26 protein-coding genes are annotated in these 26,385 nt (G+C 48.1%); 23 read left to right on the top strand and 3 right to left on the bottom strand.

The window, feature by feature from the left end; genetic code table 11:
* Positions 1-93: 93 nt before the first annotated feature.
* From ACLIN2_RS30145 to ACLIN2_RS30115, 7 genes are all read left to right on the top strand, one after another.
* Positions 94-654 (top strand): MgtC/SapB family protein, encoded by a 561-nt coding sequence (locus tag ACLIN2_RS30145; RefSeq protein WP_400588498.1) that lies wholly within the window; start codon positions 94-96, stop codon positions 652-654.
* Positions 655-1,258: 604 nt separating this feature from the next.
* The gene (gene noc / locus ACLIN2_RS30140) at positions 1,259-2,113 is read left to right on the top strand and encodes a nucleoid occlusion protein (protein WP_092271124.1); all 855 of its coding nucleotides are present in this window, start codon (positions 1,259-1,261) and stop codon (positions 2,111-2,113) included.
* Between the two features lie 1,063 nt (positions 2,114-3,176).
* A complete protein-coding gene (locus ACLIN2_RS30135) occupies positions 3,177-3,935 on the top strand; it encodes a ParA family protein (protein ID WP_092271130.1) in 759 nt (252 codons plus the stop codon).
* Positions 3,932-4,777, top strand: coding sequence for a ParB/RepB/Spo0J family partition protein (locus tag ACLIN2_RS30130; RefSeq protein ID WP_092271133.1), 846 nt, complete (start codon positions 3,932-3,934; stop codon positions 4,775-4,777). The genes ACLIN2_RS30135 and ACLIN2_RS30130 overlap by 4 nt, the downstream gene beginning before the upstream one ends.
* Positions 4,778-4,792: 15 nt before the next feature.
* Positions 4,793-5,947 (top strand): aminotransferase class V-fold PLP-dependent enzyme, encoded by a 1,155-nt coding sequence (locus tag ACLIN2_RS30125; RefSeq protein ID WP_411502980.1) that lies wholly within the window; start codon positions 4,793-4,795, stop codon positions 5,945-5,947.
* A 24-nt stretch (positions 5,948-5,971) separates the two neighbouring features.
* Positions 5,972-6,685, top strand: a complete 714-nt coding sequence (locus ACLIN2_RS30120) for a DUF554 domain-containing protein (protein ID WP_400588500.1) — start codon at positions 5,972-5,974, stop codon at positions 6,683-6,685.
* A 413-nt stretch (positions 6,686-7,098) separates the two neighbouring features.
* On the top strand, positions 7,099-7,998 hold the full coding sequence (locus tag ACLIN2_RS30115; RefSeq protein ID WP_411502979.1) for a diacylglycerol/lipid kinase family protein: 900 nt from the start codon (positions 7,099-7,101) through the stop codon (positions 7,996-7,998).
* Positions 7,999-8,205: 207 nt separating this feature from the next.
* On the opposite strand, the gene yyaC is transcribed toward ACLIN2_RS30115, so the two are convergent.
* Positions 8,206-8,811 carry a spore protease YyaC gene (gene yyaC, locus ACLIN2_RS30110; RefSeq protein ID WP_411502978.1) on the bottom strand — a complete coding sequence of 202 codons (606 nt, stop codon included), beginning with the start codon at positions 8,809-8,811 and terminating at the stop codon, positions 8,206-8,208.
* Positions 8,812-9,030: 219 nt separating this feature from the next.
* Here yyaC and ACLIN2_RS30105 point away from each other — a divergent pair, with 219 nt between their 5' ends.
* The 4 genes from ACLIN2_RS30105 (at position 9,031) to ACLIN2_RS30090 (ending at position 11,331) form a co-directional block, all read left to right on the top strand.
* Positions 9,031-9,309 (top strand): DUF3343 domain-containing protein, encoded by a 279-nt coding sequence (locus ACLIN2_RS30105; protein ID WP_092271148.1) that lies wholly within the window; start codon positions 9,031-9,033, stop codon positions 9,307-9,309.
* Positions 9,309-10,196 (top strand): mechanosensitive ion channel family protein, encoded by an 888-nt coding sequence (locus ACLIN2_RS30100; protein WP_411502977.1) that lies wholly within the window; start codon positions 9,309-9,311, stop codon positions 10,194-10,196. The genes ACLIN2_RS30105 and ACLIN2_RS30100 overlap by 1 nt, the downstream gene beginning before the upstream one ends.
* A 24-nt stretch (positions 10,197-10,220) precedes the next feature.
* Entirely contained in the window at positions 10,221-10,430 is a 210-nt protein-coding gene (locus ACLIN2_RS30095; RefSeq protein ID WP_092271153.1) for a DUF951 domain-containing protein, read from the top strand.
* 121 nt (positions 10,431-10,551) lie between these two features.
* Positions 10,552-11,331 (top strand): Ig-like domain-containing protein, encoded by a 780-nt coding sequence (locus ACLIN2_RS30090; RefSeq protein ID WP_411502976.1) that lies wholly within the window; start codon positions 10,552-10,554, stop codon positions 11,329-11,331.
* 214 nt (positions 11,332-11,545) lie between these two features.
* Here the strand turns inward: ACLIN2_RS30090 and yjcZ are convergent, their stop codons facing one another.
* Complete coding sequence (yjcZ, locus tag ACLIN2_RS30085) at positions 11,546-11,590, bottom strand: sporulation protein YjcZ (protein ID WP_246011265.1); 45 nt, start codon at positions 11,588-11,590, stop codon at positions 11,546-11,548.
* 401 nt (positions 11,591-11,991) lie between these two features.
* Here yjcZ and pepF point away from each other — a divergent pair, with 401 nt between their 5' ends.
* Entirely contained in the window at positions 11,992-13,905 is a 1,914-nt protein-coding gene (gene pepF, locus ACLIN2_RS30080; protein ID WP_411502975.1) for an oligoendopeptidase F, read from the top strand.
* Positions 13,906-13,973: 68 nt separating this feature from the next.
* On the opposite strand, the gene ACLIN2_RS30075 is transcribed toward pepF, so the two are convergent.
* A complete protein-coding gene (locus ACLIN2_RS30075) occupies positions 13,974-14,603 on the bottom strand; it encodes an NAD(P)-dependent oxidoreductase (RefSeq protein ID WP_411502974.1) in 630 nt (209 codons plus the stop codon).
* Positions 14,604-14,791: 188 nt separating this feature from the next.
* Between ACLIN2_RS30075 and ychF the strand changes: the two genes are divergently transcribed.
* From ychF to ACLIN2_RS30020, 11 genes are all read left to right on the top strand, one after another.
* Positions 14,792-15,892, top strand: a complete 1,101-nt coding sequence (gene ychF, locus ACLIN2_RS30070) for a redox-regulated ATPase YchF (RefSeq protein ID WP_092271168.1) — start codon at positions 14,792-14,794, stop codon at positions 15,890-15,892.
* Between the two features lie 142 nt (positions 15,893-16,034).
* Complete coding sequence (rpsF, locus tag ACLIN2_RS30065; protein ID WP_092271171.1) at positions 16,035-16,322, top strand: 30S ribosomal protein S6; 288 nt, start codon at positions 16,035-16,037, stop codon at positions 16,320-16,322.
* A 29-nt stretch (positions 16,323-16,351) separates the two neighbouring features.
* Positions 16,352-16,429 (top strand): single-stranded DNA-binding protein, encoded by a 78-nt coding sequence (locus ACLIN2_RS30060; protein ID WP_411504621.1) that lies wholly within the window; start codon positions 16,352-16,354, stop codon positions 16,427-16,429.
* Between the two features lie 743 nt (positions 16,430-17,172).
* Positions 17,173-19,092 carry a group II intron reverse transcriptase/maturase gene (gene ltrA / locus ACLIN2_RS30055; protein WP_310767566.1) on the top strand — a complete coding sequence of 640 codons (1,920 nt, stop codon included), beginning with the start codon at positions 17,173-17,175 and terminating at the stop codon, positions 19,090-19,092.
* Between the two features lie 120 nt (positions 19,093-19,212).
* On the top strand, positions 19,213-19,659 hold the full coding sequence (gene ssb, locus ACLIN2_RS30050; protein ID WP_411504620.1) for a single-stranded DNA-binding protein: 447 nt from the start codon (positions 19,213-19,215) through the stop codon (positions 19,657-19,659).
* Between the two features lie 44 nt (positions 19,660-19,703).
* Positions 19,704-19,934, top strand: a complete 231-nt coding sequence (gene rpsR / locus ACLIN2_RS30045) for a 30S ribosomal protein S18 (RefSeq protein ID WP_005831740.1) — start codon at positions 19,704-19,706, stop codon at positions 19,932-19,934.
* Between the two features lie 84 nt (positions 19,935-20,018).
* Positions 20,019-20,927: a DUF2232 domain-containing protein gene (locus tag ACLIN2_RS30040; protein WP_411502973.1), complete on the top strand. Its 909-nt coding sequence runs from the start codon at positions 20,019-20,021 to the stop codon at positions 20,925-20,927.
* 4 nt (positions 20,928-20,931) lie between these two features.
* Positions 20,932-22,869 carry a DHH family phosphoesterase gene (locus tag ACLIN2_RS30035; protein WP_092271180.1) on the top strand — a complete coding sequence of 646 codons (1,938 nt, stop codon included), beginning with the start codon at positions 20,932-20,934 and terminating at the stop codon, positions 22,867-22,869.
* A gap of 26 nt (positions 22,870-22,895) precedes the next feature.
* Positions 22,896-23,339 carry a 50S ribosomal protein L9 gene (gene rplI, locus ACLIN2_RS30030; protein ID WP_411502972.1) on the top strand — a complete coding sequence of 148 codons (444 nt, stop codon included), beginning with the start codon at positions 22,896-22,898 and terminating at the stop codon, positions 23,337-23,339.
* Positions 23,340-23,363: 24 nt separating this feature from the next.
* The gene (gene dnaB / locus ACLIN2_RS30025; RefSeq protein ID WP_092271186.1) at positions 23,364-24,713 is read left to right on the top strand and encodes a replicative DNA helicase; all 1,350 of its coding nucleotides are present in this window, start codon (positions 23,364-23,366) and stop codon (positions 24,711-24,713) included.
* Positions 24,714-24,948: 235 nt separating this feature from the next.
* The gene (locus ACLIN2_RS30020; RefSeq protein WP_122960441.1) at positions 24,949-26,235 is read left to right on the top strand and encodes an adenylosuccinate synthase; all 1,287 of its coding nucleotides are present in this window, start codon (positions 24,949-24,951) and stop codon (positions 26,233-26,235) included.
* The last annotated feature ends 150 nt before the right edge of the window (positions 26,236-26,385 follow it).

The raw sequence follows: 26,385 nt of genomic DNA, 5'->3' as shown, positions 1-26,385 counted from the left end.
ACTCCCTCCACAAGGGCATGTCTTTTGCTCTCATCGCATATACATACAAGTAACTTTTTCACTGAGCGATGCCTTTTGAGAGGGTGAACATATATGGAAAATGTCCAAGCTCTCCTTTTTCCACCGGAGCTGCCGACGATCCTGTTGCGATTATTCTTGGCGTTTTTGGCCGGAGCAATCATGGGATGGGAGAGAGAACGGTTTATTAAAGACGTGAGCCGGACAAGAGGAGCTGGATTTCGTACCTATAGCCTAGTTTGCTTTGGCTCCTGTCTGTTTGGGCTTGCTTCGATCTATGGGTTTTCGTCAAGTGGGGTTAATCAGGATCCGGGGAGGGTGGCCGCACAGGTTGTCACGGGAATGGGCTTTTTAGGAGCGGGTGCGATCATCAAATACAATGGGTCTGTCAAAGGGCTTACTACAGCTGCAGGAATGTGGGTAGCGTCGGCCATTGGTCTGATGTTCAGTGCGGGGATGTATATTACAGCCATCGTGGCTGCGTTTTTTGCTTACTTAACACTAGATTTCCACAGATTATTTCCAAAGCTTTTTCACGCCACTAAAGTTTCACATTTTACCGAAGACCATTTAGAGGAGGAAGAAGTGCAGAGCAGGCGCGGAAAGCGTGTTTGCTATGACGATGACCACGACTGATGTTTCACGTGAAACGTTTTTCATTAGCAGGAATTGGGCGAAACTTGCAGAATTACAATTAGAAAAGAAACGTATGTAGGAATGGTCGCAGAACGTATGTAGGACAATAGTTTTTTTGCCATTGCAGAAAAGAGCTTTAAGCGTCTTTTCGTCTAGTGCCGAGGAACCTTTTCATATGGAAAAGGAAGGGCAGGCAGCATTCACCAAGTTACAAGGTCACAGTTATCCCATTACCAGCCTTGGAAAAGGCAGGGAGGTCTATGATCGCATTATTTTTTTATGCAAGCACGAATCTGTCTACCCGATGTATCGAAGCAAGGATCGTTATTCGAGAAAGGGAGAGTAAAGATATCGTGCCTTTTGGATGGAATGTGATTGCTGGAAAGGGAGTTGTCTTTCATGAGCTGGACAAGCAGTCGGTACAAAGGCTACCCAGCTTTGTGTTCCCATCGGACAGGGTGATACCGAAAAGAGGTTAAAGCTCGCTGAAATGGATTTGGTTTCTTTGTTTCAAACAAACAAGAATACACCCAAGGTTTCCGGCAAAAACCAATGATTGGAATGCAATAGCAAGGATGGAACGGGTAGAAGTGGGGGATTTTCTATGGCAGTGAAGGATTCATTTTCTCGAATTTTCGGGTTGACCGACAAAACAGACAACGAGGAAATCAGACAAATACCGGTTGAGGAGATCGTGCCGAATCCTTATCAGCCTCGCACGGTTTTTGATGATGAGAGAATTGATGAGTTGTGTCAAACCATTCGAACTCATGGATTGATTCAGCCGATCGTTGTGCGGGTAAGAGACGGTCAATATGAATTGATTGCGGGAGAACGTCGTTTGCGTGCAACGAAAAAGTTGGGCATGGAACGAATTCCAGCGATCGTAAAAGAGTTCAATGACGCGCAAACTGCATCGATTGCTTTAATTGAAAACTTGCAGCGAGAAGGATTGACTGCTATTGAAGAAGCGGTTGCCTATCAAAAGCTGATCGATCTGCACAGTCTGACGCAGGAGAGTCTGGCGCAGCGGTTGGGAAAAGGACAGTCTACGATTGCCAATAAGCTCCGTTTGCTTCATTTGCCACAAGAAATCCAGGACGCATTGTTGGCCAGGCAGGTAACAGAGCGTCACGCACGTGCGTTGATTCCATTAAAACAAACAGAACTGCAAGTGAAGGTTCTACAGGAAATTCTTGAGCGGGAATGGAACGTGAAGCAAACAGAAGTGAGGGTCAAACAGCTTCTGGAGGCAGAGGAAAATCCGAAAAAGGAAAAAGAAGCGAAGCCAAAATGGAAGGCGTTCTCCAGAGATGCGCGAATTGCGATCAATACTGTTCGCCAATCCATTGATATGGTTTTGCAAACAGGACTTTCCCTTGAGACAGACGAGGAAGATCACGACGAGTTTTATCAGTTTACGATTCGGATTCCTAAAAATAAAGATACAAACAAGTAAATCGAACCCGAATAGAACGGTTTTTACCCCGAGCAAAGAGGGGAGTGAACGGTGGCAAACAAGCCGCCGTTCTTTTTGAACGTGTAGGAATTCATAATCGTAAACGCTTATGAATTCCGGTGCGCATGGCGAAGTGCCTCAGCGTCCGCTTCTGGCATTCCTTCGGTAAAACTTCCCGCTAAAACGCGGTCGCTCCTCCATAAGAAGGCCTCGATAGAGGTTTTCTTATCGTATAAGAACTCATCAGAGGGCGGCACGAGGCATTGACTCGGCATCGGCTTTTGCAACTCGTTCGTTAACACTATTGATAGTGCGCAGTAAAATTCTCCTGGATCAGGCTTCGCTAGGGGTCCTTTTGCCCTGAAACGTTAACGATGTACAGCGTGCAAGGACGGGAATTTACTGCTTTCTCTTTTACAATGTTTCTTGAGTTGAGGTAGGTTCACTACTTTGGCTGAGAAAGGAGTTTGACTATCGTTATATTCGCGAAAGCAGGAAGCCTTTAGCCGAAACGTAGGAGTGGAAAAGCGTTCGCCATTTTTTCGATTATCTGTGTATCACAATGCCACTCTAGACACTGATTTTAAAAGCGAATTGAATGGCGGTAAAATTACCCAAAGGAACGTCTTGAAAACCATTATGCCAGTGTAAAATTAACGGCTGAAGACAGCGCCATTATCATTTGTCGCGGTTGAAAAAAAGAGTGGAAAATCTTTGGTAGAGCAAGGATTTCTAAGGTTTTCATCAACAATGAGTCATGCGTCATCGAATCCCTTAGAAAAACAGGAACATCCGCCTTTGTTTGGATAAAAATAAGGGCAAAATGCCTCAATATGAAAAAAACAGCGTACGGTGACGGGCCAAATCTGGTAACATGGTATGTACTACACAAATCAGGTTTTCTCGAATAAAATTAGCATTTTCTCTTGGAAATAATCTGCTCGGGTGACGGCGATTGGAATGCGCGTACACTCGTTTAAGCGTCCCGGAAAGTTGAGATAGGCAGCTAAGAACCTGTGAGTAACAGGAGACTTTCCTACACGAAAAGAATGAGGTGGAGAAGTTGGGTAAAATCATTGCGGTTGCGAACCAGAAAGGCGGCGTCGGGAAAACGACTACGTCCGTCAATCTAAGCGCTTGTCTGGCCGCATTGGGGAAAAAGGTGCTACTGGTGGACATTGACCCACAGGGGAACGCGACCAGCGGGATCGGAGTCAACAAGGCCGATGTGCGATACTGTATCTATGATGTATTGATCAACGACATTAGCCCGGTAGATGCCACTTTGCCAACGGACATTGAAGGTTTGATGATTATTCCGGCCACCATTCAGCTGGCGGGAGCAGAAATTGAGCTAGTCCCAACGATCTCACGTGAAGTTCGTTTGAAAAAGGCTCTGGAAGTAGTAAAAGACAAATACGATTTTGTGATCATTGATTGTCCGCCTTCCTTGGGGATTTTGACTGTGAATTCCTTGACTGCAGCTGATTCTGTGCTCATTCCGATCCAATGTGAATACTATGCGCTAGAGGGTTTGAGCCAACTGTTAAATACGATTCGCCTGGTTCAAAAGCATCTTAATTCCCAGCTTGCTATCGAAGGTGTCGTTTTGACGATGCTGGATGCGCGTACGAACCTGGGAATTCAAGTGATTGAAGAAGTGAAAAAGTACTTTCAAGAAAAAGTGTACAAAACGATTATTCCCCGTAATGTGCGCTTGAGTGAAGCTCCATCGCACGGACAAGCCATCATTACGTATGATCCACGCTCCAGGGGTGCGGAAGTTTATACTGATCTGGCGAAGGAAGTGGTTGGGGTATGAGTAGAGGTTTGGGAAAAGGGCTGAATGCACTTATTACGTCCAATCTCATCGAGGAAGGGGAACAGGTGAAAGAGGTTTCCGTCAGTGAGATTCGTCCCAATCCATATCAGCCCCGTAAAGAGTTTGAACCGGCCGCTATCGAGGAACTGGCTCAGTCTATTAAAGAACACGGGATCATTCAGCCATTGATCGTACGGAAAAGCATCAAAGGCTTTGAGCTGGTAGCGGGAGAGCGAAGACTGCGCGCTGCCAAGCTCTGTGGTCTGAAGCAAGTGCCTGTTGTAGTGAAAGCTTATACCGATCAACAGCTAATGGAAATTGCTTTGATTGAAAATCTGCAACGGGAGAACCTAAATCCGTTGGAAGAAGCAGAAGCTTACGAAAAGCTGATTGCCCATCATGACTATACACAGGATCAATTGGCGCAGAGGATCGGAAAGAGCAGACCGCATGTGGCAAACATGCTGCGATTGCTGCAGCTGCCTGAGACGATCCGCAAGATGGTATCGACGGCAGAGCTTTCTATGGGACATGCACGTGCGTTGCTGGCAGTAACGAAAGAGCAAGCACAGCAGCAACTGGCCAAGGATGTTGTTGAAAAAGGATTAAGCGTACGGCAGCTGGAAGAGCTGGTGAAACAACTGAATGTTTCACGTGAAACAAAGAAGAAAAAAACCGCGAAGAACGAGCCTGTGTTGGTGGAGATCGAGCAGCGTCTAAGAAGCCTCTTTGGGACCTCGGTTAAGATCAAGAAGGGGACGAAGCGCGGCAAAATTGAAATCGATTTTTACTCGCAGGAAGATTTGCAACGAATCATCGATCTATTGCAATCGGAAAAATAAGTGCAGGAGGTAGTCATGGCGATCATCTATTTGGATAACGCAGCTTCTACCTGGCCGAAACCGCCGGCTGTAAAGGAAATGATGGCTGAAGTCATCGACGATTTTGCTGCAAACCCAGGCAGAGGCGGACATACTTTAGGGATGAAAGCTAGCAAATCCGTGTTTCGCACACGCGTGCAATTATCGCGGTTGTTTGGGATCCAAAACCCAAATAACCTCTTTTTTTATCTGAACGCGACGCAAGCGCTCAATCAGGCTATAAAGGGGTTTCTAAAGCCGGGAGATCATGTGGTGTCTTCGTCTGTGGAGCATAATTCTGTACGACGACCTCTGGAATACATGCGTAAAACAATCGGAGTTGAGATTACGTATGTGGAACCAAGAGATGACCATCAGTTTTACCCGGAGGACTTTGAAAAAGCACTCCAACAGAATACCCGTCTTTTGGCTGTCAGTCACGCTTCCAATTTGACTGGTGTTATCCTGCCGATCGCAGAGCTAGGTGCACTGTCAAAACAGCATGGTGTGGCGTTTTTAGTTGATGCATCGCAGTCAGCTGGTGTACTGCCCATACATGTAGAAGAGATGAACATCGATATGCTTGCATTCCCGGGCCATAAAGGATTGTATGGTCCGCAGGGGACGGGAGCTTTGTACGTTCATAATGACATTGATCTTGAACCGTTGATTCACGGTGGAACAGGAAGCCAATCGGAAGCGATCGATCAGCCTACAACCAGACCGGATCGCTATGAGAGCGGAACGGTTAATACCGTTGGATTAGCTGGATTGCTGGCTGGGGTATCCTACGTCATGGAAAAAGGCGTGGAAAACATACGCGAGCAAGAGTGGGAGCTGACGAAGCAGACGCTTGTGGGCCTGACGCAAATTCAGGGCGTTGAAGTATATGGACCCGGCGTGGAAGTCGAGCGTGTCGGTGTTGTATCCTTTAATATTGATGGAGTAGATGCCTCTGAAGTTTCTTTTATTCTCGATCAACAGTACGGGATTGCGACGAGGTCAGGGTATCATTGCACTCCGCTGGGCCATCAGACAGCGGGAACAGAGCAAAAGGGCGCTGTTCGGGCCAGCTATGGCATTTTCAACACGCAGAAAGACGTAGAAGCGCTTATTCAAGCTGTCAGGGAAATCGCGGCTGCCTTTGTGTAATGCCTTCCGTTGGAGGAGAAAAACGTGATTTTATTAGGGACCCTGGTAAATGCCCTGGCGATCGTGGTTGGGGCATTGTTGGGAAGGCTTTTGACACGAATTCCGGATTCGATTCGAAAAACGGTCATGCAAGGGATTGGATTGGCAGTAGTCCTGCTTGGGATTCAGATGAGTCTTGGGACCGACAACTTTTTGCTCATGATTGTGAGCATTGTAGTAGGATCGATTTTTGGTGAACTGATCGGTATTGAAAAAGCGTTGAATCGGCTGGGCCAATGGTTGGAGAAGAAGGTCGGCGGTGGCAAAGAAGGCGGCATAGCAACAGGGTTTGTTACCGCAACACTTGTCTATTGCATCGGAGCTATGGCTGTTTTGGGAGCAATGGACAGCGGTCTGCGCAATAACCACGATATTTTGTACACAAAGGCGTTATTGGACGGATTCTCAGCTATTATTTTTACATCTACATTAGGAATTGGCGTCCTTTTTTCAGCGGTGCCGGTGTTTATTTATCAAGGTTTGATCGCGCTTTTATCGACCCAAATCTATAATGTGGTAAGTCAGACCATGCTTGATGCCATGCTGGCAGAAATCACGGCTGTCGGAGGGCTGATGATTATCGCCATCGGTATCAATATTTTAGAGATAAAAAAGATCAACGTGGCAAACATGCTTCCCGCATTGGTAATTGCGGCTTTGGGTGTTCCGATTGTAGAATGGCTGTCGAAGTTTTTTTAACGAATAGGAATTTATAAGCGTTTACGTTTATGGATTCCGGAGCGCATGACGAAGTGCCTCAGCGTCCGCTTCTGGCATTACTTCGGTAAAACTTTCCGCTAAAACGCGGTCGCTCCTCCTCGAACAGGCCTCGATAGAGGTTTTCTGAACAGGTGAGAAATGAGACTCTTCCAAATCATGGTTGAGTCTTTTTTGTTGAGTGAAAAAGGGTTGGTATGTGTGAAGGAGCGGAGATTTGGCTGACGAATGAGTGCAGCATTATCAGGGGGGTTCCTAACCCAATCGCACAAAAGGAATGGTAGAATAGCACAAAGAAACTTGGAAACGAAAAAATGTGAGATAGAGTACGAACAGGAAGCAAAGTCAAGAAAGACTGGCTGCGTAGAAAACAGACGCAGAGGGAGAGAATCAGGATGATTGGGTTTGTGGTAAATCCAGTAGCGGGCAATGGCAAAGGGGAAAAAGTATGGAACAGCATAGAACCAATTCTAAGACAGCAGGGAGTCGTCTATCGGGTAAGGAAGACATCCAATGAGGGGGAGGGAAAAACTTTAGTTATCGAGCTGATTGAAAAAGAGGAAGTAAAAATGATAGTTGCTGTTGGCGGCGATGGAACGGTCAGCGAAGTGGTTAACGGAATCTATGAAACGGGAAAAGAGTGTACATTCGGGCATGTGCCAGCGGGATCAGGTAACGATTTTGCACGAGGTCATGGGTTGCCCAAAGATCCCGCACAGGCGATTGAACGAATCCTGTCGAAAACGCGGGAGAAATGCATCGATTTGCTGAAAATCAATGGGCGAGTGGCGGTCAATTCAGTTGGAGCAGGGTTTGACGGGCAGGTGGCAAAAACTACGAACGAGGCAGGATACAAGAAGTGGCTAAACCGGTTACGACTTGGCAAGCTGGCGTATATATGGTCGGTCATCCGCGTATTATGTACCTATTGTCCATGCGATGTTACCTTGCATATAGACGGACAGGTTCATCAAATGAAGAGAATTTGGCTCATAGCGATTGCCAATATTCCCAACTATGGCGGGGGCATGCTGATCTGCCCACAGGCGTTGCCCGATGACGGGGTTGCCGAAATCTGTGTCGTCCAGAACGTCACTCGACTGGGGCTTTTGTTTGCATTTCCTAGGATTTTTACAGGAGCCCATGTGGATCATCCAAACGTTGTTTTTTTGCGTGGCCGGCAGATTACAATAGAGTCTGAGCAGCCTTTGCTGGTGCATGCAGATGGTGAGATGGCAGCGCTGACGCCAATATATGTAGAAATCGAAGCAGGTAGACTACGCATTTGCGGGTAAGAAGCCTATATCAAGGCTTTAAGAATGGAGGAAGTGTTTCATAGGGAGCTTATCGAGGAAGTTCCAGAATGGGGCACTCAGGCACTTCTCCAAATGCAGCAGAAGTGGTCATTTTTTTACACAAAAAAAGAGACTTGTTTCCCAGAGGGGGGAGGAGAACAAGTCTTTCACCTATAGAAATGAGTCAAACGCGGATGGGCAAATCAATCAATGACTTTCAATGCTGCCCAATCGGCTTTCCTCAGAGGCTAACACAACAGCTTTGGACAATCCGGAAGCAATAATTTCTGCCATGCTCATTACAACTGCCAGACGAGTGTTTTGGAGGACAAAATATTCCATGAAGCCTCCTACATTCACAATCCCAGTGATATGAAAGGTTCCTACTGTCGGAAGCTCTTTTTTGACACCGGCACCAGGCTTGAGCGGCCCGTTAATCACGTTGATATTGCCGACATGGCTAAATTGACCGAGACAGGCGTCGACTGCAATGACTGTCGATTTGGGATGCTTGGATTGGATGAGTTCGAGCTTTTCCTTCAGGTTCATCGCGTGGACAGGATCGTCCAAGGTACCGTAGACCCGAAGATGGCGGTGGGCGAGCGGTTCCAGCTTGCTGCCTACCAGCGGCCCCAGCGCATCGCCTGTAGAACGGTCTGTCCCAATACAAACCAGAACAATTTCTTCTTCAAAGGGCTTCAAGCGAATGCGTTGAGCAAGGTGTAGAGCCAGATGTTCATCGGCATTTTCACTTCGATATTCCACTTTAAAAGGTGGTAAGAGATTATCCTTGCGATTATCAAAAGTATTCATGGCTACCCCCACTCTTGCGTTCGTCAATGAAAAGATTTGAAGAGTATTCACAGTATAGTACCGAAGTGGATTTTTTATACCAGCTAATGAGAAGGTTACGTAGGTTTTGAAAAATCAGGGAAAGTGGAAAGAGATTGGTCGAACAGGTACAATAGGAGATGCTTGCCTGATGCCAGCAGGAAAACAAGGTTGGCTGTCAGGACGTAGGGAGGGAGAAAAGTGGGAGGAGAGACAGTACTCATCGCATTTGACTCAACGCAGCAGGCTTTGCGTGCAGAGATGCTGCTGGAGTATGCGGATATCGAGATAGACACAAGACCGACCCCAAAAGAGATAACGGCCGGCTGTGCCCTCTCCATAGAGTTTCCACTGCCAGATTACTCACAGGCTAAAACCATCATGGAGGAACAACAAGTGATCATTCGCGGCTATTTTCGTCAGTTTGCCAATCGCTATCAAGAAATTGACGAGAAAGGGAACAGAAGGGAGCAGGAATAATGGGTGACGGAAAATTTTTTCAGACCCTGTACAATCAAATGTATGAATCGGTAACGAATGCCGACATGTGGATGAGTGTTGGCATGGTTGCTTTAAAAATTGTAGCGATTATCGTGATTTCACGGATTGTTGTGTCCGTTGTGCAGGCAGCGGTCAACAAGGTATTCCAGCATCGAGCCGGCAGCAAGATTCAAATGGATCAACGCCGTGTAGATACGATGCGGGTCTTGGTTAACAATGTTGTGAGATACACGTTGTATTTTTTAGCGATTCTCATGGTCTTGCAGCTGCTGGGAATCGATTTGAAGCCGGTTTTGGTGAGCGCGGGGGTATTGGGGCTCGCAGTCGGCTTTGGGGCACAGAGTCTGGTGCGTGATATCATTACTGGATTCTTTATTATTTTTGAGGATCAGTTTGCGGTAGGAGACGTCGTCACGATCAACAATTTGACGGGAACGGTGCAGGAAATTGGGCTGCGCATCACGCGTGTCCGCAGCTGGACCGGGGAAGTGCATATTTTCCCCAACGGGACGATCACACAGGTGACCAATTTTTCTTTGCAAAATACATTGGCAGTCGTAGATGTCTCGGTGGCGTATGAGGAAGATCTGAAACAGGTGGAGGAAGTGCTGAAGGAAGTTCTGCAGATTGCTAAAACCGAGCTGACGGATATCGTCGCAGAGCCTCAGATACTTGGAGTGCATGCACTTGGCCCTTCGGAAGTAACGATGCGGGTAACGGCCGAGTGTAAGCCAAACACCCATCACGGAGTAAACCGCAATCTGCGTGCGATGATCCGGACAGAATTTACGAAGCGGGGCATTCAGATTCCTTATCCGAAGATTGTAGCGATGCAAGGAAAAGGACAGAGTCAGGGGCAAGCGTAGATAGAAAGGAGACAGAGAAAAAAGATGGAAAGGAAGCAATTTGAACTGGGGGATGTCGTTCAAATGAAAAAGCCGCACCCGTGCGGTACAAACGCCTGGAAGGTGATCCGTATGGGCATGGATATCCGCATCAAGTGCACGGGATGTGACCATAGTGTGATGATTCCTCGCTTGGAGTTTGAACGGAAGCTGAAAAAGATTTTGAGTCGCGCGGGGGAGGATCCGCAGTCCTAGACGCGAAATATGTTTGAACCACGCTGTTGTCTTTTTCTACAATGCCCGTAAACGGTGAGAGGGGAGTCCGGATAGCGAAGTCCAGGAAAGGGCTCTCTGCCGTTATAAACGGGGGGATATGATGAAAAAGGGGACGAGCAGATGGTTGTATGTAGTGGGCATGCTGGTGCTGATGATGTTGGTGGCACAGCCAGCTTTGGGAGCAGAGCGGAACGCTTGGGGGATCAAGGTTACTCCAGCTGATCAATCGGTGGATCTTTCGCCGAATATACGAGTGGAGCTGACGTTTCCCGAAAGAGTTCGCTTGCTGAACAATAAAGAGCTGACCAACCAATCGTGGATGTCGATCATTCAGCTGACGGACAGCAAAAAAAGGAAAGTACCCTATACCGTAAGCTGGAACAAAAATTTGCGTACGGTCACGATCGACCCTGTGGGTAACTTGGAAGCAGGACAGACGTTTAAAGTGACTTTGCCAGTGAAGAAGCTAAAAAATGATCAAGGACAAAGTAATCCAGAGGTCAGCAGCACGTTTTCCATCAAAAAGCCTGTGGATACAATCGCTCCGCGGGCGACCATTTTGCCAGGTCATGGTGCCAAGCAGGTGAAGCTGCAGGAAAAGGTGACGCTGCAATTTGCGGAAGAAGTGACGCTGGTAAGCGGAGAAATTCTCGCGAGCAAAACGGCTGGACCACTGGTGAGAGTAACGGATGAGATGGGAACGAGCGTCGCCCATACGATTACCTGGAATAAAAGCAAGCGAATGCTCACAGTGAAGCCAAAAGGAAAATGGCAGCCGCATCAGACCTATCTGATCGAGCTGGTACCCGGATTGCTGCGGGATACAGCGGGGAATAACAATCCACTGCAACGGTCGATTTTTACGACAGGGGCTAAATAGCAAAAAAGCAAAAAGGGGTGTGCCGAGTGAGGCAGCATCCCTTTTTGCATGTGTACTATCGTGATTTTGACTCCCAGGAAGGATAGTACATCCACTATGACAGTTCATGGCGTATCGATGGTGCGATCGCCTAATATGACAGACTATAGTGTAGAAGACAAGGCTGCCGCCAGCGACAGCTTTTCTTCAGATAGGTCGGATCGCAGCGGGAGTATTAGTTGCAGTCGCAACCAATGATCACGAGAAGGATGAAGAGCACCAAGATCAGCGCGAAGTCGTCGAAACCATTAAAGATACCCACTTGCTAACACCTCCTACCCTAGTTTCAATACACATGCTATGACAAAAGCGGAGGAGAGGTATGGGCGAATGTCACGGGTTCACAGAAAATAAGTTATGCACATTCTATCCACAGAAAATGTGGGCAACTTTGCAGCTTGGACGAGGTAAGAATTACAATTTCGGGGACAAGTAGGTGTGGACAAGTGGTTATCCACAGAACTATCCACAATATCGTCATTTCTCTGGATAAATTGACTGTTGTTAATAAATATTTAAAATATTTTTTATTCAAAAGAAGGGATAAGAGGGAAAAAAAGATAATTACAGTAACTAGTGTTTGGCAATAATAGAAAGACGTAGAAAAGGGGCGATTGAGATTTGAAGAAGCGTACGCTTGCATCAGTCACGGCTCTGGCCATTGCTTTGACCACCGTAGCAGTGCCTTTTATTCCGTACAGCACACCAGCTGTTGCGTTTGCTGCGGAAAAAGCACCTGTCTATCAAACACGCGCGGAAATTCCTGACCAGTACAAATGGAAGCTGGATCATATTTATCCGTCTGTGCAGGATTGGGAAAAGGATGTAGCTAAAGTTGAGGAGTTGGCGAAGGCCTTCACCAAATATCAAGGGAAGCTTAGCACCTCTTCTGCTACCATGCTGAAGGCGTTTGACGACTATATGAGTATGATGCGTCTAAACGACAAAGCTTACGTGTACGCCAATATGTCACTGGATGTAAACTCCGCCAATTCCGAGCTGCAAGTCTTGGCAGACCGAGCTGAAAAGATGTACACACTGGTTTCTGAAAAAACAGCGTGGGTGCAGCCGGAAATCGTGGCGATTCCTGATAATAAAATGAAGCAGCTGCTGGCAGATCCAGCGCTGGCTCCATACAAGCTGTTCCTGGAGGACATGCTCCGCAACAAAGCACATTCGCTCTCCAAAGAAATGGAGGAGCTATTGGCAAAATCATCGCCGCTCAGCAGCTCGCCGACGAATATTTACAGCATGTTGTCCAAAGATGTGAAATTCCCGAAAATCAAAGACGAAAGCGGAAAAGAGGTACAGCTGAACCGTTCCAATTTCGTTTCCTATTTGGAAAGCAAAGATCAACGGGTGCGCAAGGATGCATTCAAAGCGTATTACAGCTCGCTGATTGACTTTCAGGATACATTTGCATCGACTTTGGCGGCGAAGGTAAAAGGGGACAACTTTTACGCAAGCGCACGCAATTACAAGTCTGCTCTGGAAGCAAGTCTGACACCAAACAACATCCCAACCAAGGTGTACGACGAGCTGATTGACACCGTAAATGAAAACCTACCATTGCTGCATCGCTACATCGCTTTGAAAAAGAAAATGCTCGGTGTAAATGAGCTGCACATGTACGATATTTACGTACCGATCGTGCCATCTGAAGATAAGTACATCCCCATCGAAGAAGGGAAAAAGATGGTGCTAAATGGTCTGCAAGCCATGGGAGACGACTATGTGAAGGTACTCTCCGAAGGGCTTGAGGGCGGTTGGGTAGATGTTTACTCGACGGATGACAAACGTACGGGCGCGTATCAATGGGGCGCATACGACACGCATCCGTATGTATTGCTGAACCATCAGGGGACGCTGGACGATGTGTTTACCATTGCTCATGAGATGGGTCATGCTATGCAGTCGTACTACACGAATAAAACGCAGCCGTACGTCTCGTCCAATTACCCTACCTTTACAGCGGAAGTAGCGTCTACGATGAACGAGACCCTGCTGTTCAAGAGCATGTACGCCCAGGCGAAGACCAAGGCAGAGAAAATGTATCTGCTCAATCACTACCTGGAAAACTTCCGTTCGACGCTGTTCCGCCAGACTCAGTTTGCCGAGTTTGAAAAGGCGATCCACGACAAGGAGCAGGCAGGCGAGTCTTTGAACGCGGAGGCAGTGAAAAAGATCTACCTCGATCTCAACAAGAAATACTACGGCAAAGACATGGTATCCGACGATGAAATCGCGATGGAGTGGGCGCGCGTTTCCCACTTCTTCAACTACAACTACTACGTGTACCAATACTCGACCAGCTTTGCAGCATCTCAGGCTCTGGCTAAACAAATCCTGGATGAAGGCAAACCGGCTGTAGACCGGATCAAAAAGAACTTCCTCGAAGCGGGCAGCTCTGCGCCGCCAATCGAAGTGCTGAAGGCGGCAGGTGTCGATATGTCTACATCCAAGCCAATCGAGCAGTCGATGGAGATTTTCGAAGAGACGCTGAACGAATTGGAAAAGCTGGTAAACGAGAAATAAGCTAAGCAAAAGAAAGAGGCTCCCTTTCACCAGAGAGGGAGCCTCTGCCGTGCATATGAATCGAACGGTCAATAAGCGATGCCGACCCGCGAGCGGATGTATTCACCTGAAGAGAGCAAGCTGTACGTAAACGCAGCAGTGTCCGGAACGGAAATCTCGGCTCCATCCACTGGCAAAAAGTCGCGTTCTACTCGGTAGGAGCCAAGCAGCGTACCATCAGGCAAATAGGTAGGACATACGATGGTCCAGTCGAGCTCGGTCTGCGCGAGTAGCGTATAGGCTTTGTGATGCTCCTCGGCAGCGCGAGTCAGCTTGCGTTTGGACTCACTGGACTGGTAGCGCAGCAGTTCCGGGGATGTTCGGCTTTGCAAAATACCGGCTGTTCCGACTGTGATGATTCGTTTCACGCCTTCCTGCTCCATAGCACGAACCAGGTGAGGAATTCCATCGGACAAGGTAGTGCCTCCATCCGTACCAAGCGTGCTGATGACAGCATCTGCGCCTTTGACCGCGCGCTGCACATCCGCAAAGTCCAGGACATTGCCGGGAAGAACCCGCAGATTGTCCCATTGATTTTGATGGTGAACAAGCTTTTCCAAAGTGCGTACCAAAGCCGTGACATGATGACCGTCCTGCAACGCATTGGCGAGAATGTGACCTCCCACGCGGCCAGTAGCACCGAATAGCACTAGATTCAAAACTACACACCTCTTTTCTGGCGAACACAGTACATTCGTTTCTGCCTTCCAGTCTAGCATTTCTTTTTTTGTCCCACCAGTTTGCAGTAGGATAGGGGCAGGAAGTTCCACAAGGATGCAATTGTATTCTCATAGGCAAATCTATATACTTAAAAGGATGTCAGGATGATGATAAGGAGTGTATATAGATGGGTGCATCTTGCGGGATTGTAGGTCTTCCTAACGTAGGGAAGTCCACCCTGTTCAACGCCATTACCCAAGCAGGTGCAGAATCGGCTAACTACCCGTTCTGTACGATTGATCCCAATGTGGGAATTGTGGAGGTTCCAGATCCACGCTTGGCTAAATTGACAGAGATCGTTGTTCCAAACAAAGTGGTTCCAACTGCTTTTGAATTCGTTGACATTGCTGGTCTGGTAAAAGGGGCGAGCAAAGGCGAGGGCTTGGGGAACCAATTCCTGGGGCACATTCGTGAAGTGGACGCAATCGCACATGTGGTTCGCTGCTTCGAGGATGAAAACATTACGCACGTATCTGGCCGTGTAGATCCACTCTCCGATATTGAGACAATCAATCTGGAGCTGATCTTTGCGGACCTCGACTCCGTAGAGCGACGCATTGACCGCATCGGCCGCAAGGTAAAAGCGGGCGATAAGGAAGCGAAGCAAGAGCTGGATGTACTGGAAAAACTGAAGGCTGCTTTTGAAGAAGGCAACTCTGCACGCAGCGTAGAGCTGGATGACGAGGAGCGCAAATGGATTCGTGACCTGCATTTGCTCACCATCAAACCGATGCTGTACGTGTGCAACGTGGCTGAGGATGGCATTCTGGATGCAGACAACAACCCGCACGTTCAAACGGTGCGTAAGCATGCTGCCGACGAGGGTGCGCAGGTGGTAGTCATCAGCGCAAAAGTGGAAGCGGAAATCGCGGAGCTAGAAGGCGAAGATAAAGACATGTTCCTCGAGGAGCTGGGTCTGTCCGAGTCTGGTCTGGACCGTCTGATTCGCGCTGCCTATGAACTGCTGGGTCTGGTGACTTACTTTACTGCGGGTGTGCAGGAAGTTCGTGCATGGACCATTCGCCGCGGCACGAAAGCGCCAGGAGCAGCGGGTGTGATTCATACGGACTTCGAGCGCGGCTTTATCCGCGCAGAGGTAATCGCGTACAACGATCTGGTAGATGCTGGTTCTGTGGCTGCTGCCAGAGAGCGCGGGAAGTACCGTCTTGAAGGGAAAGAGTACGTGGTTGCAGATGGAGATGTTATGCATTTCCGTTTCAACGTTTAGAACTGAATCTTGCTTCGAGAGATTTGCTTTGCTATAATACCATAATGCGAGTATTTATGGAGTGCATGTCTTATGCGTTTCGTTTCAGCACTCGCTCCTTGCCCGATCAGGGCCGCTAAAGTCCATAAGGAGGTGAAAAGGTATGCGTCAATACGAAGTTATGTATGTATTGCGTCCAGACCTTGAAGAAGAGAAAGTGAAATCCAATGTAGCTCGTTACAGCGAGATCGTAACCAACTACGGCGGTGAAATTTCCAAACTTCAAGAAATGGGCAAGCGTCGTCTTGCTTATGAAATCAATAAGTTCCGTGAAGGTTACTACGTTTTGATGAACTTCAAATCGAATGCTGATGCGGTTGCGGAAGCAGAGCGTCTGATGAAAATCAACGACGACGTAATTCGCTTCATGTTCGTTCGTGATGAGAAGTAATCACTGTCGCGGTCAGAGGGGGAACCAAGATGAATAAAGTCATTCTCATCGGCAACCTGACAAAAGATCCTGAACTTCGCTACACGCGTGCGCCACGTTTCGCCTAACCTACAACTGTAGGGAAAAGCGACGGACTTTGACGGTATCTAGGTGCACCCTAATACTCGCACGTCAAAGTCAAGAACTCTGTTTCTGAAATCTTCCGTGAAACGCGGAAGCCATGCCGAATCCACAAGTTACGCTTGGCATGAGGGCTAAGACTCCTACAGGCGGACATTGGCTGACACCAATAGCTGTCTGAGAGCTAGGTAAAGTCGTAATCCAAGTAACCTAAGTCCGAAAGGATATGGCGAAAGTGATGCGGGCCTCCTTAAAAGCCGACTCATGGTGAGGAAGTTAATCCGAACGTATGCAGCCTCGTAACGCAAGTTCACCCGAAAGGGGCAATGGGATACGTTGTAATATCTTGTGTGTTGGTATTACAACTGCGGATTTGAAATAATCCGTAAAGACGTGGAACAACTGGGATTCAAAACACGTCTAGGTTCCCCGGGGTAGGGTACGCACCTAAAAGTCAGTAAACATAGGGATAGGAAGCAGGGAACGTGGGAGATCCCACTTAACGGAGGATGTCAGTCCGTTGAGGTTTTGTGGGAAGTCAGAGCCCCCGTAGTAGTCCGAGAACGGGAAAGCCGTTTACATGGCGAAGGGGGGCAGTCGGATTGATAACTGCCACTAAAAGAACCTTGACTTGAGTTAACGCTGGAGGATTGTACAGTCCGAAAGTCTATCGCTAACTCATCTCTGCTTGGATAGTTTCTTCCTATTACATATAGGAAGGACTGAGAAGATGAGGGTTAATGCTCAAGTCGAGTCGGAGACTGAACTAAAATCAGTACTCGACACCCTATACAGGCAGTCTCAAGACGGAAAGTCCTTCACTGGATTATATGAGTTAATTACTAACGAACAAACCATCATAACTGCTATACACAACATTAAGTCCAACAAGGGCAGTATGACGGCAGGTATCGACAAGAAAGTCATTAGAGACTATCTTCAGATGCCGAGGGAAAAGTTGCTTCGAACCATTAAAACATGCTTCGAAAGCTACAACCCCCAACCAGTTAGGAGAAAACTCATTCCTAAAGGGAACTCCGACAAAATGAGACCGTTGGGAATACCGACGATGCAGGACAGAATCATTCAGGAATGCGCCAGGATAGTCCTAGAACCCATCCTCGAAGCGAAATTCTATCCACACAGCTACGGCTTTAGACCATATCGGTCAACTCATCACGCCATAGCAAGGATAGCAAGTCTCATCAATATTGGTGAGTTTAGATTCGCAATCGAAGGAGACATTAAAGGCTACTTCGACAACATCGACCACTCACTCCTCATCAACAAACTCAGTAAAATGGGTGTAATTGATAAGAGGGTGCTGGCACTCGTCATGAAAATGCTTAAAGCAGGAATAATGAACGAAGGCGTGTTTGAAGAATCCACTCTAGGATCACCGCAAGGTGGGATTATCAGCCCCCTGCTTGCAAACGTATATCTGAACGACTTTGACTGGATTGTATCAAGCTGGTACGAAAATCCTTACCAACTAGAACAGTATTCCAACGAAAAGAACGCCAGACGTGCAATGAGGCAAAAGGGAATCGAACCTGTATTTCTCGTGAGATACGCTGACGACTGGGTTATCTTGACCAAATCCAGAGAAGAAGCTGAAAGACGGTTAAAAGCACTCAATAAATACTTTGAGGCTAAGCTGAAACTGCAACTTTCTCCTGATAAAACAGTCATTACTGACCTTACTGAGAAAGCAATGTCATTCCTAGGGTTTTGGCTGAAAGTCGAAAAGCCAAGAACCTTTACAGGTAGAACGGGTAAAGTAAGAAAACGCCCACTAACCTGCAAGGTTTACCCGAATACCAAGAAGCTGAACGAAAAGTTCAGGGAAGTCCTCGACAAAATCAAGAGCCTGAAAACTACCGTCTGCGAATATCAAAAGGCTGTCGTAATCGAAGAGGTAAACTCGATGATAGTCGGTTTATCGCTCTACTACAACAAGTCGATTTGCAGTAAGGTTTTCTCAAGCCTTGACAACAAAGTATTCAAAGCCTGTCACTACACATGGAAGTCGATGTATTACAACCAGAACGGCGGTAAGAACCTCGACCATGTGAAAACGGCAAAGGAACTTTCTAACAGACCAGCTAGACACGCCGGTTACACAACCAAATGTCACGCTGTCGAAGTTGAAGGGAAATGGGTGGGAATCACCAAGTTCTTCATGACTGGCTCAGATCGTGCAGTAAACTTCAACCAAGCCATGACTCCGTATACAGAGGAAGGCAGGAGTTTATACGCTCAGTTGTCCAAGAAGAAGAACCCATTGGATAGACCTCCGCTCTACAATCCTAACAGCTTTAGGTTAGCTAAGAAGAACTCACGTTCTTCAAATCATAACCTCAGAAAGTACAACTTTGAATACTACATGAATCGAGAGTACGCTTGGAATCGGGATAAAGGGAAATGTAAAATATGTGAGCTCGATATTTTACCGAACGACTATCACTGCCATCACATTGACCCAACATTACCATTGCACGAAATTAATAAAGTAGCCAATCTCGCTAGCGTCCATGACGGATGCCATGAATTGATTCATGGAACCTCGGAAGTTGATAATCCGAAAATGGCGAAGAAGCTATCTAAGTATAGGGAGAAACTAAAAGGTAAAGCTAAAGTGGTTAGTTGAGGGTTGATTGCCATGTTAATCCTTCTCGACCTTAAATAAGTCGGGGTCAGTTCGATGGAAAGCCGTATGCAGGGAAACTTGCACGTACGGTTTGGGACAGGGGAAAAGACGGAGGCGCACATGCCAAAGTTTTACCTATTGTCATCAAATGGCGTTGCCGTTGCTACGTTTACAGTGGCGATCAATCGTCCCCGCACCAACCAAGCGGGCGAGAGAGAAGCCGATTTCATTAATATTGTTGCTTGGCAGAAGCTGGCTGACCTGTGTGCAAGCTATTTGCGCAAGGGCAGACAAGCCGCCATCGAAGGACGCCTTCAAACGCGCTCCTACGACAATAAAGAAGGAAAACGCGTATACGTAACAGAGGTAGTTGCAGAGAACGTTCAATTTTTGGGCGGTCGAGGCAACGAAAACGGAGATAATTCAGGCTACGATCCGGGTCCAGGCTTCGGCGGTGGCAACAAACCATCCGGCGGAGGCCAGAGAAACGACTTTGATCCGTTTGGTGATCCCTTCGCGAGTGCTGGCAAGCCTATCAACATTTCGGATGATGACTTGCCGTTCTAAAGAATCGTATAACTTTCACATTTCCTTAAAAAGGAGGAACTCACATGGCACGCAAAGGACGTCCTAATAAGCGTCGTAAAGTTTGCTTCTTCAAAGTGAACAAAATCAAGCACATCGACTATAAAGATGTTGATCTGCTCAAAAAGTTCATCAGCGAGCGCGGTAAAATCCTGCCTCGTCGTGTAACTGGTACTTCCGCTAAGTACCAACGTGCACTGACGATCGCAATCAAACGCGCACGTCAAGTAGCACTTCTGCCTTACACGGCTGAATAATTTTCACAAGCTATAAAAAGGGGGACACAATTGCGTGGCCCTCTTTTTTCCATATCTTCTTGTACTCCCAAATGAGGTGCTGACATGCCTTCAAAAACCAAGCAATTGGCCGAAAATGCCCTGATGCTGGGTATCGCACTGGTGCAGTTATTCCTCAGTACATACACAGTGCTAGGTGCATTAGTCGGTATTTTGATCCCACTGCCTTTTCTACTCCTAGGTATGAGCAGAACCGTGCCGAACATGGTATGGATTTCCCTCGCGTTTACCTTTCTAGGGTGGATCATGACGGGACCAATCACTGCCTTTGCGGCTCTTGAGTTTGCAGCTTGGGGAGCGGTGATGGGGATTTTTTACAAGAGAAGAGGGACGGCACTCTCCGGAATTACAGCGGGAGCAGTCGCAGTTTTCTTCGGTTTTGTGTTCATGCTGGCCTTCATGGTGTTTGGCATGAATACGAGCTTTGATTCGATGATGCAGCAGGCTGCACTCCTTCGACCGGCATTCGTACCAAAGGAGCAGTACGATCAGTACATGGAGCTGGCGAAGATGCTTCTTCCTGTGAGTCTGGTCATGTTCAGCTTTGGTTCCAGCGCGATTGTGCACTGGCTGGCTCGTTTGGTTGGGAAACGTCTGCGCAGACCGGTACCGGCCCTAAAGCCTATCCGGGAATGGACCTTTCCGAGGTCGTTGCTTTACTACTACTTCATCGCTATGATTGCCATGCTGGTGTTTGGGTCAAGCATTCAGGGGACGTTCTGGGAAAGTGCGATCCTGAACGTAAAAGTCATGCTCGACACCATTTTCACTTTGCAGGGGCTAAGCTTTTGTGTATTCGCAGCCTATTTGTATGGCTGGAAGCGTTTGACTCCAGTGCTTATTGTCTGTCTATTTATTTTTCCCTTTCTAACCACTATACTGAGTCTAGTAGGGATCTTTGATTTGGGAATTCGGTTGCGTGAAAAACTGGAAACAAGAGTGAAGAGGGGCTGAGGAAATGCCCAAGTTCCTGTTAAAGCGTTGGTACGGGATGCATATGGTCCTGGCACTCAGCTTTAGCTTGTTGTTGTTGGGAATTTTGACCCTGCACCATTGGATGTACGGGGCGATCGGCATGGTCTGCTTGATTGGCCTGGTTCTTTATGCCCTCCAGGCTGAGAAAGGGTTCCAGCGCGATTTGCGCCTTTATCTGGCTACGGTCACACATCGTGTGAAGAAGGCAGGAGAAGGTGTCATCCAAGAGATGCCGATCGGGATCCTTTTATACAACGAGGAAAAGGCAATTGAGTGGGTAAACCCGTTCATGACACATATGTCCGGGGATGAGCTTCTGATTGGCAAAAACCTGCAGGAGGTTTTTCCTGGTCTGAATGGAAAGCTGGAGCAAAAGCGGCTGGAATTTACCTACAACGAACGGGTCTACGAGGTGCTGGTCCGATCCGAAGAACGTCTGCTGTATTTTACAGACATTACGGATTTCAAGGAACTGACAGCTCGCTATCACCGTGAAAAGGCTGCACTCGCGATTATCCATCTCGACAATTTGGATGAGATTGGACAAGTGATGGATGACCAGAGCCGGACGCTGCTTTCGACCAGTGTCGCTGGTGTCATCACGGAGTGGGCTACCAAACATGGCATATATCTTCGCCGAATCACGGCTGACAAATTTTTGGCGCTGATGGAACGGGAAGCACTTGATAAATTAGAAGAAACGCGTTTTGACATTTTGGATGTCGTACGGGAAATGACGGCTGACAACAAAATTCCGATCACACTGAGTATCGGGGTTGGGGCAGCTGCGAGTACGTACATCGAATTAGGGCAAATGGCGCAGTCCAGCCTGGATATCGCTTTGGGCCGTGGTGGTGACCAGAGTGCCGTCAAGGTCGGGAACAAGCTTACTTTCTACGGCGGGAAATCCAATGCCGTTGAGAAGCGGACACGCGTACGGGCACGTGTCATCGCCCATGCTTTGCGCGACCTGATCCATGAGGCAGAGCACGTCATCGTCATGGGACACAAGCAGCCGGACATGGACTCCATCGGCGCATCGCTCGGTGTTTTAAAAGCTGTACAGGTGCACAAAAAGGCTGCTTACATCGTCATGGACGAAGGAAACAATTCCGTCGAGCGCCTGATGCGGGAGATCTACGCAAACGAAGAGCTGGCTGAGACGTTCGTAACACCGGAACAAGCCATTCGACTGGTGACTGGTCGGACGCTGCTCGTGGTTGTCGATACGCACCGTCCTTCGCTGGTTATTGAGCCTAAGCTGTTGGGTGAAACCAGCCGGGTTGTCGTGATCGACCATCATCGCCGCTCAGAGGAATTTATTGAGCCCGTTCTGTTGTACTTGGAGCCGTATGCTTCCTCTACATCAGAGCTGGTCACAGAGCTTTTGCAGTACCAAAGCGAGCGCTTGAACATCGACAGTCTGATTGCAACTGCATTGCTTGCGGGAATCGTCGTCGACACCAAGAGCTTTGCCTTCCGTACAGGCTCGCGTACCTTCGAGGCTGCGTCGTTCCTGCGACGTAACGGTGCAGATACAGCAGCTGTCCAGCGTTTGCTGAAGGAAGATGTCAATCAGTACGTCAAGCGTGCTCGAATCATCATGAACACTGAAACATACCGTGACAATATGGCGATCGCTACAGGTGATCCTGCAGAAGAATATACGCAAGTCCAGGTGGCTCAGGCGGCGGAACAGCTGCTGACCTTATCTGGCATTCAGGCATCGTTTGTCGTGGCACAGCGTGCTGACGGTGTGATTCTGATCAGTGGGCGCTCTCTCGGTGACATCAATGTACAGTCCGTCATGGAGCTTTTGGGCGGCGGCGGTCACTTGACAGGAGCAGCGACCCAAATCGAAGGCATTACCATAAAAGAAGCAGTGAAACGCTTGAAAGAAGCGATCGATTCGGTCATGTAGGCCAATATGAGAAGGGGGAAACGATGATGAGAGTCATTTTTCTTCAAGATGTTAAAGGCCAAGGCAAAAAAGGCGAAGTAAAAGATCTCTCCGAAGGTTATGTACGCAACTTCCTGCTGCCGCGCGGGCTGGCTAAGGAAGCGACAGATAGCAACGTGAAAACGCTCGACGCTCAAAAGCGCAGCGAAGAGAAGCGCAAAGAGCAAGAGAAACAGGAAGCCATCGAATTGGGTGAAAAACTCAGCGAGCTGACTGTAAAGGTAAAAGGAAAAGCAGGCGAAGGTGGTCGTCTGTTTGGAGCGATTTCCAGCAAGCAGGTAGCACAAGCGCTGGAAGAACAGTTCAAGATCAAAGTGGACAAGCGCAAACTCGAAATGGATGCGATCCGCGCACTGGGTGTAACGCAAATTAAAGTAAAACTGCACAACGAAGTGACCACATCTCTCAAAGTACACGTGGTCGAAGAATAATGACAGACATGTGGAGGGTGTGACGTGAGCGACCTGTTTTTGGATCGTGTGCCGCCGCAGAACAAGGAAGCAGAACAGTCGGTACTAGGTGCCGTGTTCTTGTCCAAGGAAGCTCTTATCACGGCCATTGAAATTCTCCGCCCGGAGGATTTCTACAAGACAGCGCATCAGCGCATCTTTCAAACGATGGTGGACCTGTACGAAAAAGGCGAACCTGTCGATCTGGTCACAGTGACAGCAGACCTGCAGGACCATAAGCTGCTGGATGAGATAGGTGGCGTTACCTATCTGACGGAAATCGCAAGCTCGGTTCCGACAGCAGCAAACATCGAGTACTACGCAAAGATTGTGGAAGAAAAGTCGCTTCTACGGCGATTGATTCATACAGCAACAAAGATCGCCAATGATGGATACTCACGCGAGGATGAGGTCACGGCAATCATTGCCGACGCGGAGAAGTACATCATGGAGATCGGGCAGAATCGCAATAGCGGTGGTTTTACACCGATCCGTGATGCCTTGATGGAGACGTACGAGCGCATCGAGTTCTTGAGCCAGCGCAAGGGAGATATCACCGGGATATCGACGGGATACACCGACCTGGACAAGATGACAGCTGGCTTGCAGCGAAGCGACTTGATCATCCTCGCTGCCCGTCCTTCCGTAGGGAAAACGGCGTTTGCGTTGAATTTGGCACAGAATGTAGCCGCACGAGCTGGTGAGACCGTCGCCATTTTTTCTCTGGAGATGGGTGCGACCCAGCTCGTTCAACGTATGATCTGTGCCGAGGGGAATCTGGATGCTTCCCGGATGCGTTCGGGGGCATTGGAGGAAGACGATTGGCAGAAGCTGACGATGGCGATCGGGACTCTGGCGAAGGCGCCCATTTACATTGACGATAGTCCTGGGGTGACCGTCATGGATATCCGTGCCAAATGTCGTAGGCTGCAGGCGGAGAAAGGTCTCGGATTGATTCTGATCGACTATTTGCAATTGATTCATGGACGTGGAAAAGGAGATAACCGTCAGCAGGAAGTATCCGAAATTTCCCGTACCTTAAAAGGGATTGCCCGTGAGTTGAACGTTCCTGTAATCGCCCTGTCGCAGCTGAGCCGTGGTGTAGAGCAGCGTCAGGACAAGCGTCCGATGATGTCGGATATTCGTGAGTCCGGTTCGATCGAGCAGGACGCCGATATCGTTGCGTTCCTGTACCGCGACGACTACTACGACAAAGAGACCGAGAATAAGAACGTGATCGAGGTCATCATCGCAAAGCAACGTAACGGCCCTACCGGAACAGTGGAGCTGGCGTTTTTAAAGGAATACAACAAATTCGTCAGTCTGGATAATCGGTTCCGAAATCAGGCAGGATAAAATAGAAACAGAAAAGCCGGAGGGAATTCCGGCTTTTTTCTTTGGGTATTCCGTACTGCCCGATTTCAAAAAAGAGAAGGACAACAAGGGTTTGCATAGCGTATCATAATTACCGAACGTATAATGTTCTTACTATTCAAATGTTCGTATTTTCGTTGACATGCGGGAAATGGTTTAGTACACTTAGATTGTTTCAGGCCCAAAAGGACATGATTATATCAGGAGGTGTTTTTCGATGTCAACTGTCGTTGTCGTCGGAACCCAGTGGGGCGATGAAGGTAAAGGTAAAATTACTGACTATTTGGCTGAAAGCGCAGAAGTAGTGGCTCGTTACCAAGGCGGTAACAATGCAGGCCATACCATTATTTTTGATGGCAACAAATACAAACTGCACTTGATTCCATCTGGAATTTTTTATACAGATAAGACCTGCGTGATCGGTAATGGTATGGTAGTAGACCCAAGAGCGCTGATTAAAGAGCTGGAGTACATCCACAGCTTTGGTTTTACTACAAACAATTTGAAAATCAGTGATCGCGCCCACGTAATCTTGCCTTACCACATCAAACTGGATGGGGTAGAAGAAGATAGCCGTGGTGCAAACAAAATTGGTACGACTCGTAAAGGGATCGGTCCTGCCTATATGGATAAAGCTGCTCGTATCGGTATCCGTATCGCAGACCTGCTAGATCCAGAAGAGTTCAAACGCAAGCTGGAGCGCAACCTGGCTGAAAAGAACAACCTGTTGGAGAAAGTTTACAACACCACAGGGTTTGAATTGAATGAAATTCTGGACGAATACCTGGCTGTAGCTGAGGTTATCCGTCCTTATGTAACCGATACATCTGTAGTTTTGAACGATGCAATCGACCGCGGCAACCGCGTGCTGTTTGAAGGTGCCCAAGGCGTGCTGCTCGATATTGACCAAGGTACTTATCCGTACGTAACGTCTTCCAATCCAATCGCGGGTGGAGTGACGATCGGTTCCGGTGTGGGACCAACCAAAATCAATCAAGTCATCGGGGTAGCGAAAGCGTACACGACTCGTGTAGGGGACGGTCCGTTCCTGACTGAGCTGACTGATGCGATTGGTGATCAAATCCGTGAAGTGGGTGCCGAGTACGGTACGACAACTGGCCGCGCACGCCGTGTAGGCTGGTTTGACAGTGTAGTTGTTCGTCACGCTCGTCGTGTCAGCGGCATCACTGGTCTGGCTATCACGAAGCTGGATACTTTGACTGGCATCGAAACCCTGCGTATTTGCACCGCGTACAAATACAACGGAGAAATTATCGAATCGTTCCCAGCGAACCTGAACCTGCTCGCAAAATGCGAACCAGTATACGAGGAGCTGCCAGGCTGGACAGAAGACATCACAGGTGTTCGCAACCTCAACGATTTGCCAGAAAACGCACGTCACTACATTGAGCGTATCACGCAGCTTACTGGCATTCCGATGTCGATCTTCTCTGTAGGACCAGACCGTGAGCAAACCGTAGTCGTTCGCGGCATTTACGGATAAGCCTTAGTCCCATAGACATAGCGAAAGCTGTCGATTATTCGACAGCTTTTTTTTGTACAAACAAGAATGGATCCCGTATGCGGGCAGCAGAGGAGAGACCTGTGCCCTCTTGCCGGGGGCAGTTTTCGAGTTGGACAAAAGTCCCGATAC

Source organism: Brevibacillus centrosporus, assembly GCF_046622605.1.
GTDB classification, from domain to species: domain Bacteria; phylum Bacillota; class Bacilli; order Brevibacillales; family Brevibacillaceae; genus Brevibacillus; species Brevibacillus centrosporus.
This window is presented reverse-complemented; position numbering and strand designations above follow the sequence as displayed.

Bases quoted from the DNA above. Each gene is read 5' to 3' on its own strand.
- ACLIN2_RS30145 (WP_400588498.1), top strand. From the start codon at position 94: ATGGAAAATGTCCAAGCTCTCCTTTTTCCACCGGAGCTGCCGACGATC.
- noc (WP_092271124.1), top strand. From the start codon at position 1,259: ATGGCAGTGAAGGATTCATTTTCTCGAATTTTCGGGTTGACCGACAAA.
- ACLIN2_RS30130 (WP_092271133.1), top strand. From the start codon at position 3,932: ATGAGTAGAGGTTTGGGAAAAGGGCTGAATGCACTTATTACGTCCAAT.
- ACLIN2_RS30125 (WP_411502980.1), top strand. From the start codon at position 4,793: ATGGCGATCATCTATTTGGATAACGCAGCTTCTACCTGGCCGAAACCG.
- ACLIN2_RS30115 (WP_411502979.1), top strand. From the start codon at position 7,099: ATGATTGGGTTTGTGGTAAATCCAGTAGCGGGCAATGGCAAAGGGGAA.
- yyaC (WP_411502978.1), bottom strand. From the start codon at position 8,811: ATGAATACTTTTGATAATCGCAAGGATAATCTCTTACCACCTTTTAAA.
- ACLIN2_RS30100 (WP_411502977.1), top strand. From the start codon at position 9,309: ATGGGTGACGGAAAATTTTTTCAGACCCTGTACAATCAAATGTATGAA.
- ACLIN2_RS30095 (WP_092271153.1), top strand. From the start codon at position 10,221: ATGGAAAGGAAGCAATTTGAACTGGGGGATGTCGTTCAAATGAAAAAG.
- ACLIN2_RS30090 (WP_411502976.1), top strand. From the start codon at position 10,552: ATGAAAAAGGGGACGAGCAGATGGTTGTATGTAGTGGGCATGCTGGTG.
- ychF (WP_092271168.1), top strand. From the start codon at position 14,792: ATGGGTGCATCTTGCGGGATTGTAGGTCTTCCTAACGTAGGGAAGTCC.
- rpsF (WP_092271171.1), top strand. From the start codon at position 16,035: ATGCGTCAATACGAAGTTATGTATGTATTGCGTCCAGACCTTGAAGAA.
- ACLIN2_RS30060 (WP_411504621.1), top strand. From the start codon at position 16,352: ATGAATAAAGTCATTCTCATCGGCAACCTGACAAAAGATCCTGAACTT.
- ltrA (WP_310767566.1), top strand. From the start codon at position 17,173: ATGAGGGTTAATGCTCAAGTCGAGTCGGAGACTGAACTAAAATCAGTA.
- ssb (WP_411504620.1), top strand. From the start codon at position 19,213: ATGCCAAAGTTTTACCTATTGTCATCAAATGGCGTTGCCGTTGCTACG.
- rpsR (WP_005831740.1), top strand. From the start codon at position 19,704: ATGGCACGCAAAGGACGTCCTAATAAGCGTCGTAAAGTTTGCTTCTTC.
- ACLIN2_RS30040 (WP_411502973.1), top strand. From the start codon at position 20,019: ATGCCTTCAAAAACCAAGCAATTGGCCGAAAATGCCCTGATGCTGGGT.
- ACLIN2_RS30035 (WP_092271180.1), top strand. From the start codon at position 20,932: ATGCCCAAGTTCCTGTTAAAGCGTTGGTACGGGATGCATATGGTCCTG.
- rplI (WP_411502972.1), top strand. From the start codon at position 22,896: ATGAGAGTCATTTTTCTTCAAGATGTTAAAGGCCAAGGCAAAAAAGGC.
- ACLIN2_RS30020 (WP_122960441.1), top strand. From the start codon at position 24,949: ATGTCAACTGTCGTTGTCGTCGGAACCCAGTGGGGCGATGAAGGTAAA.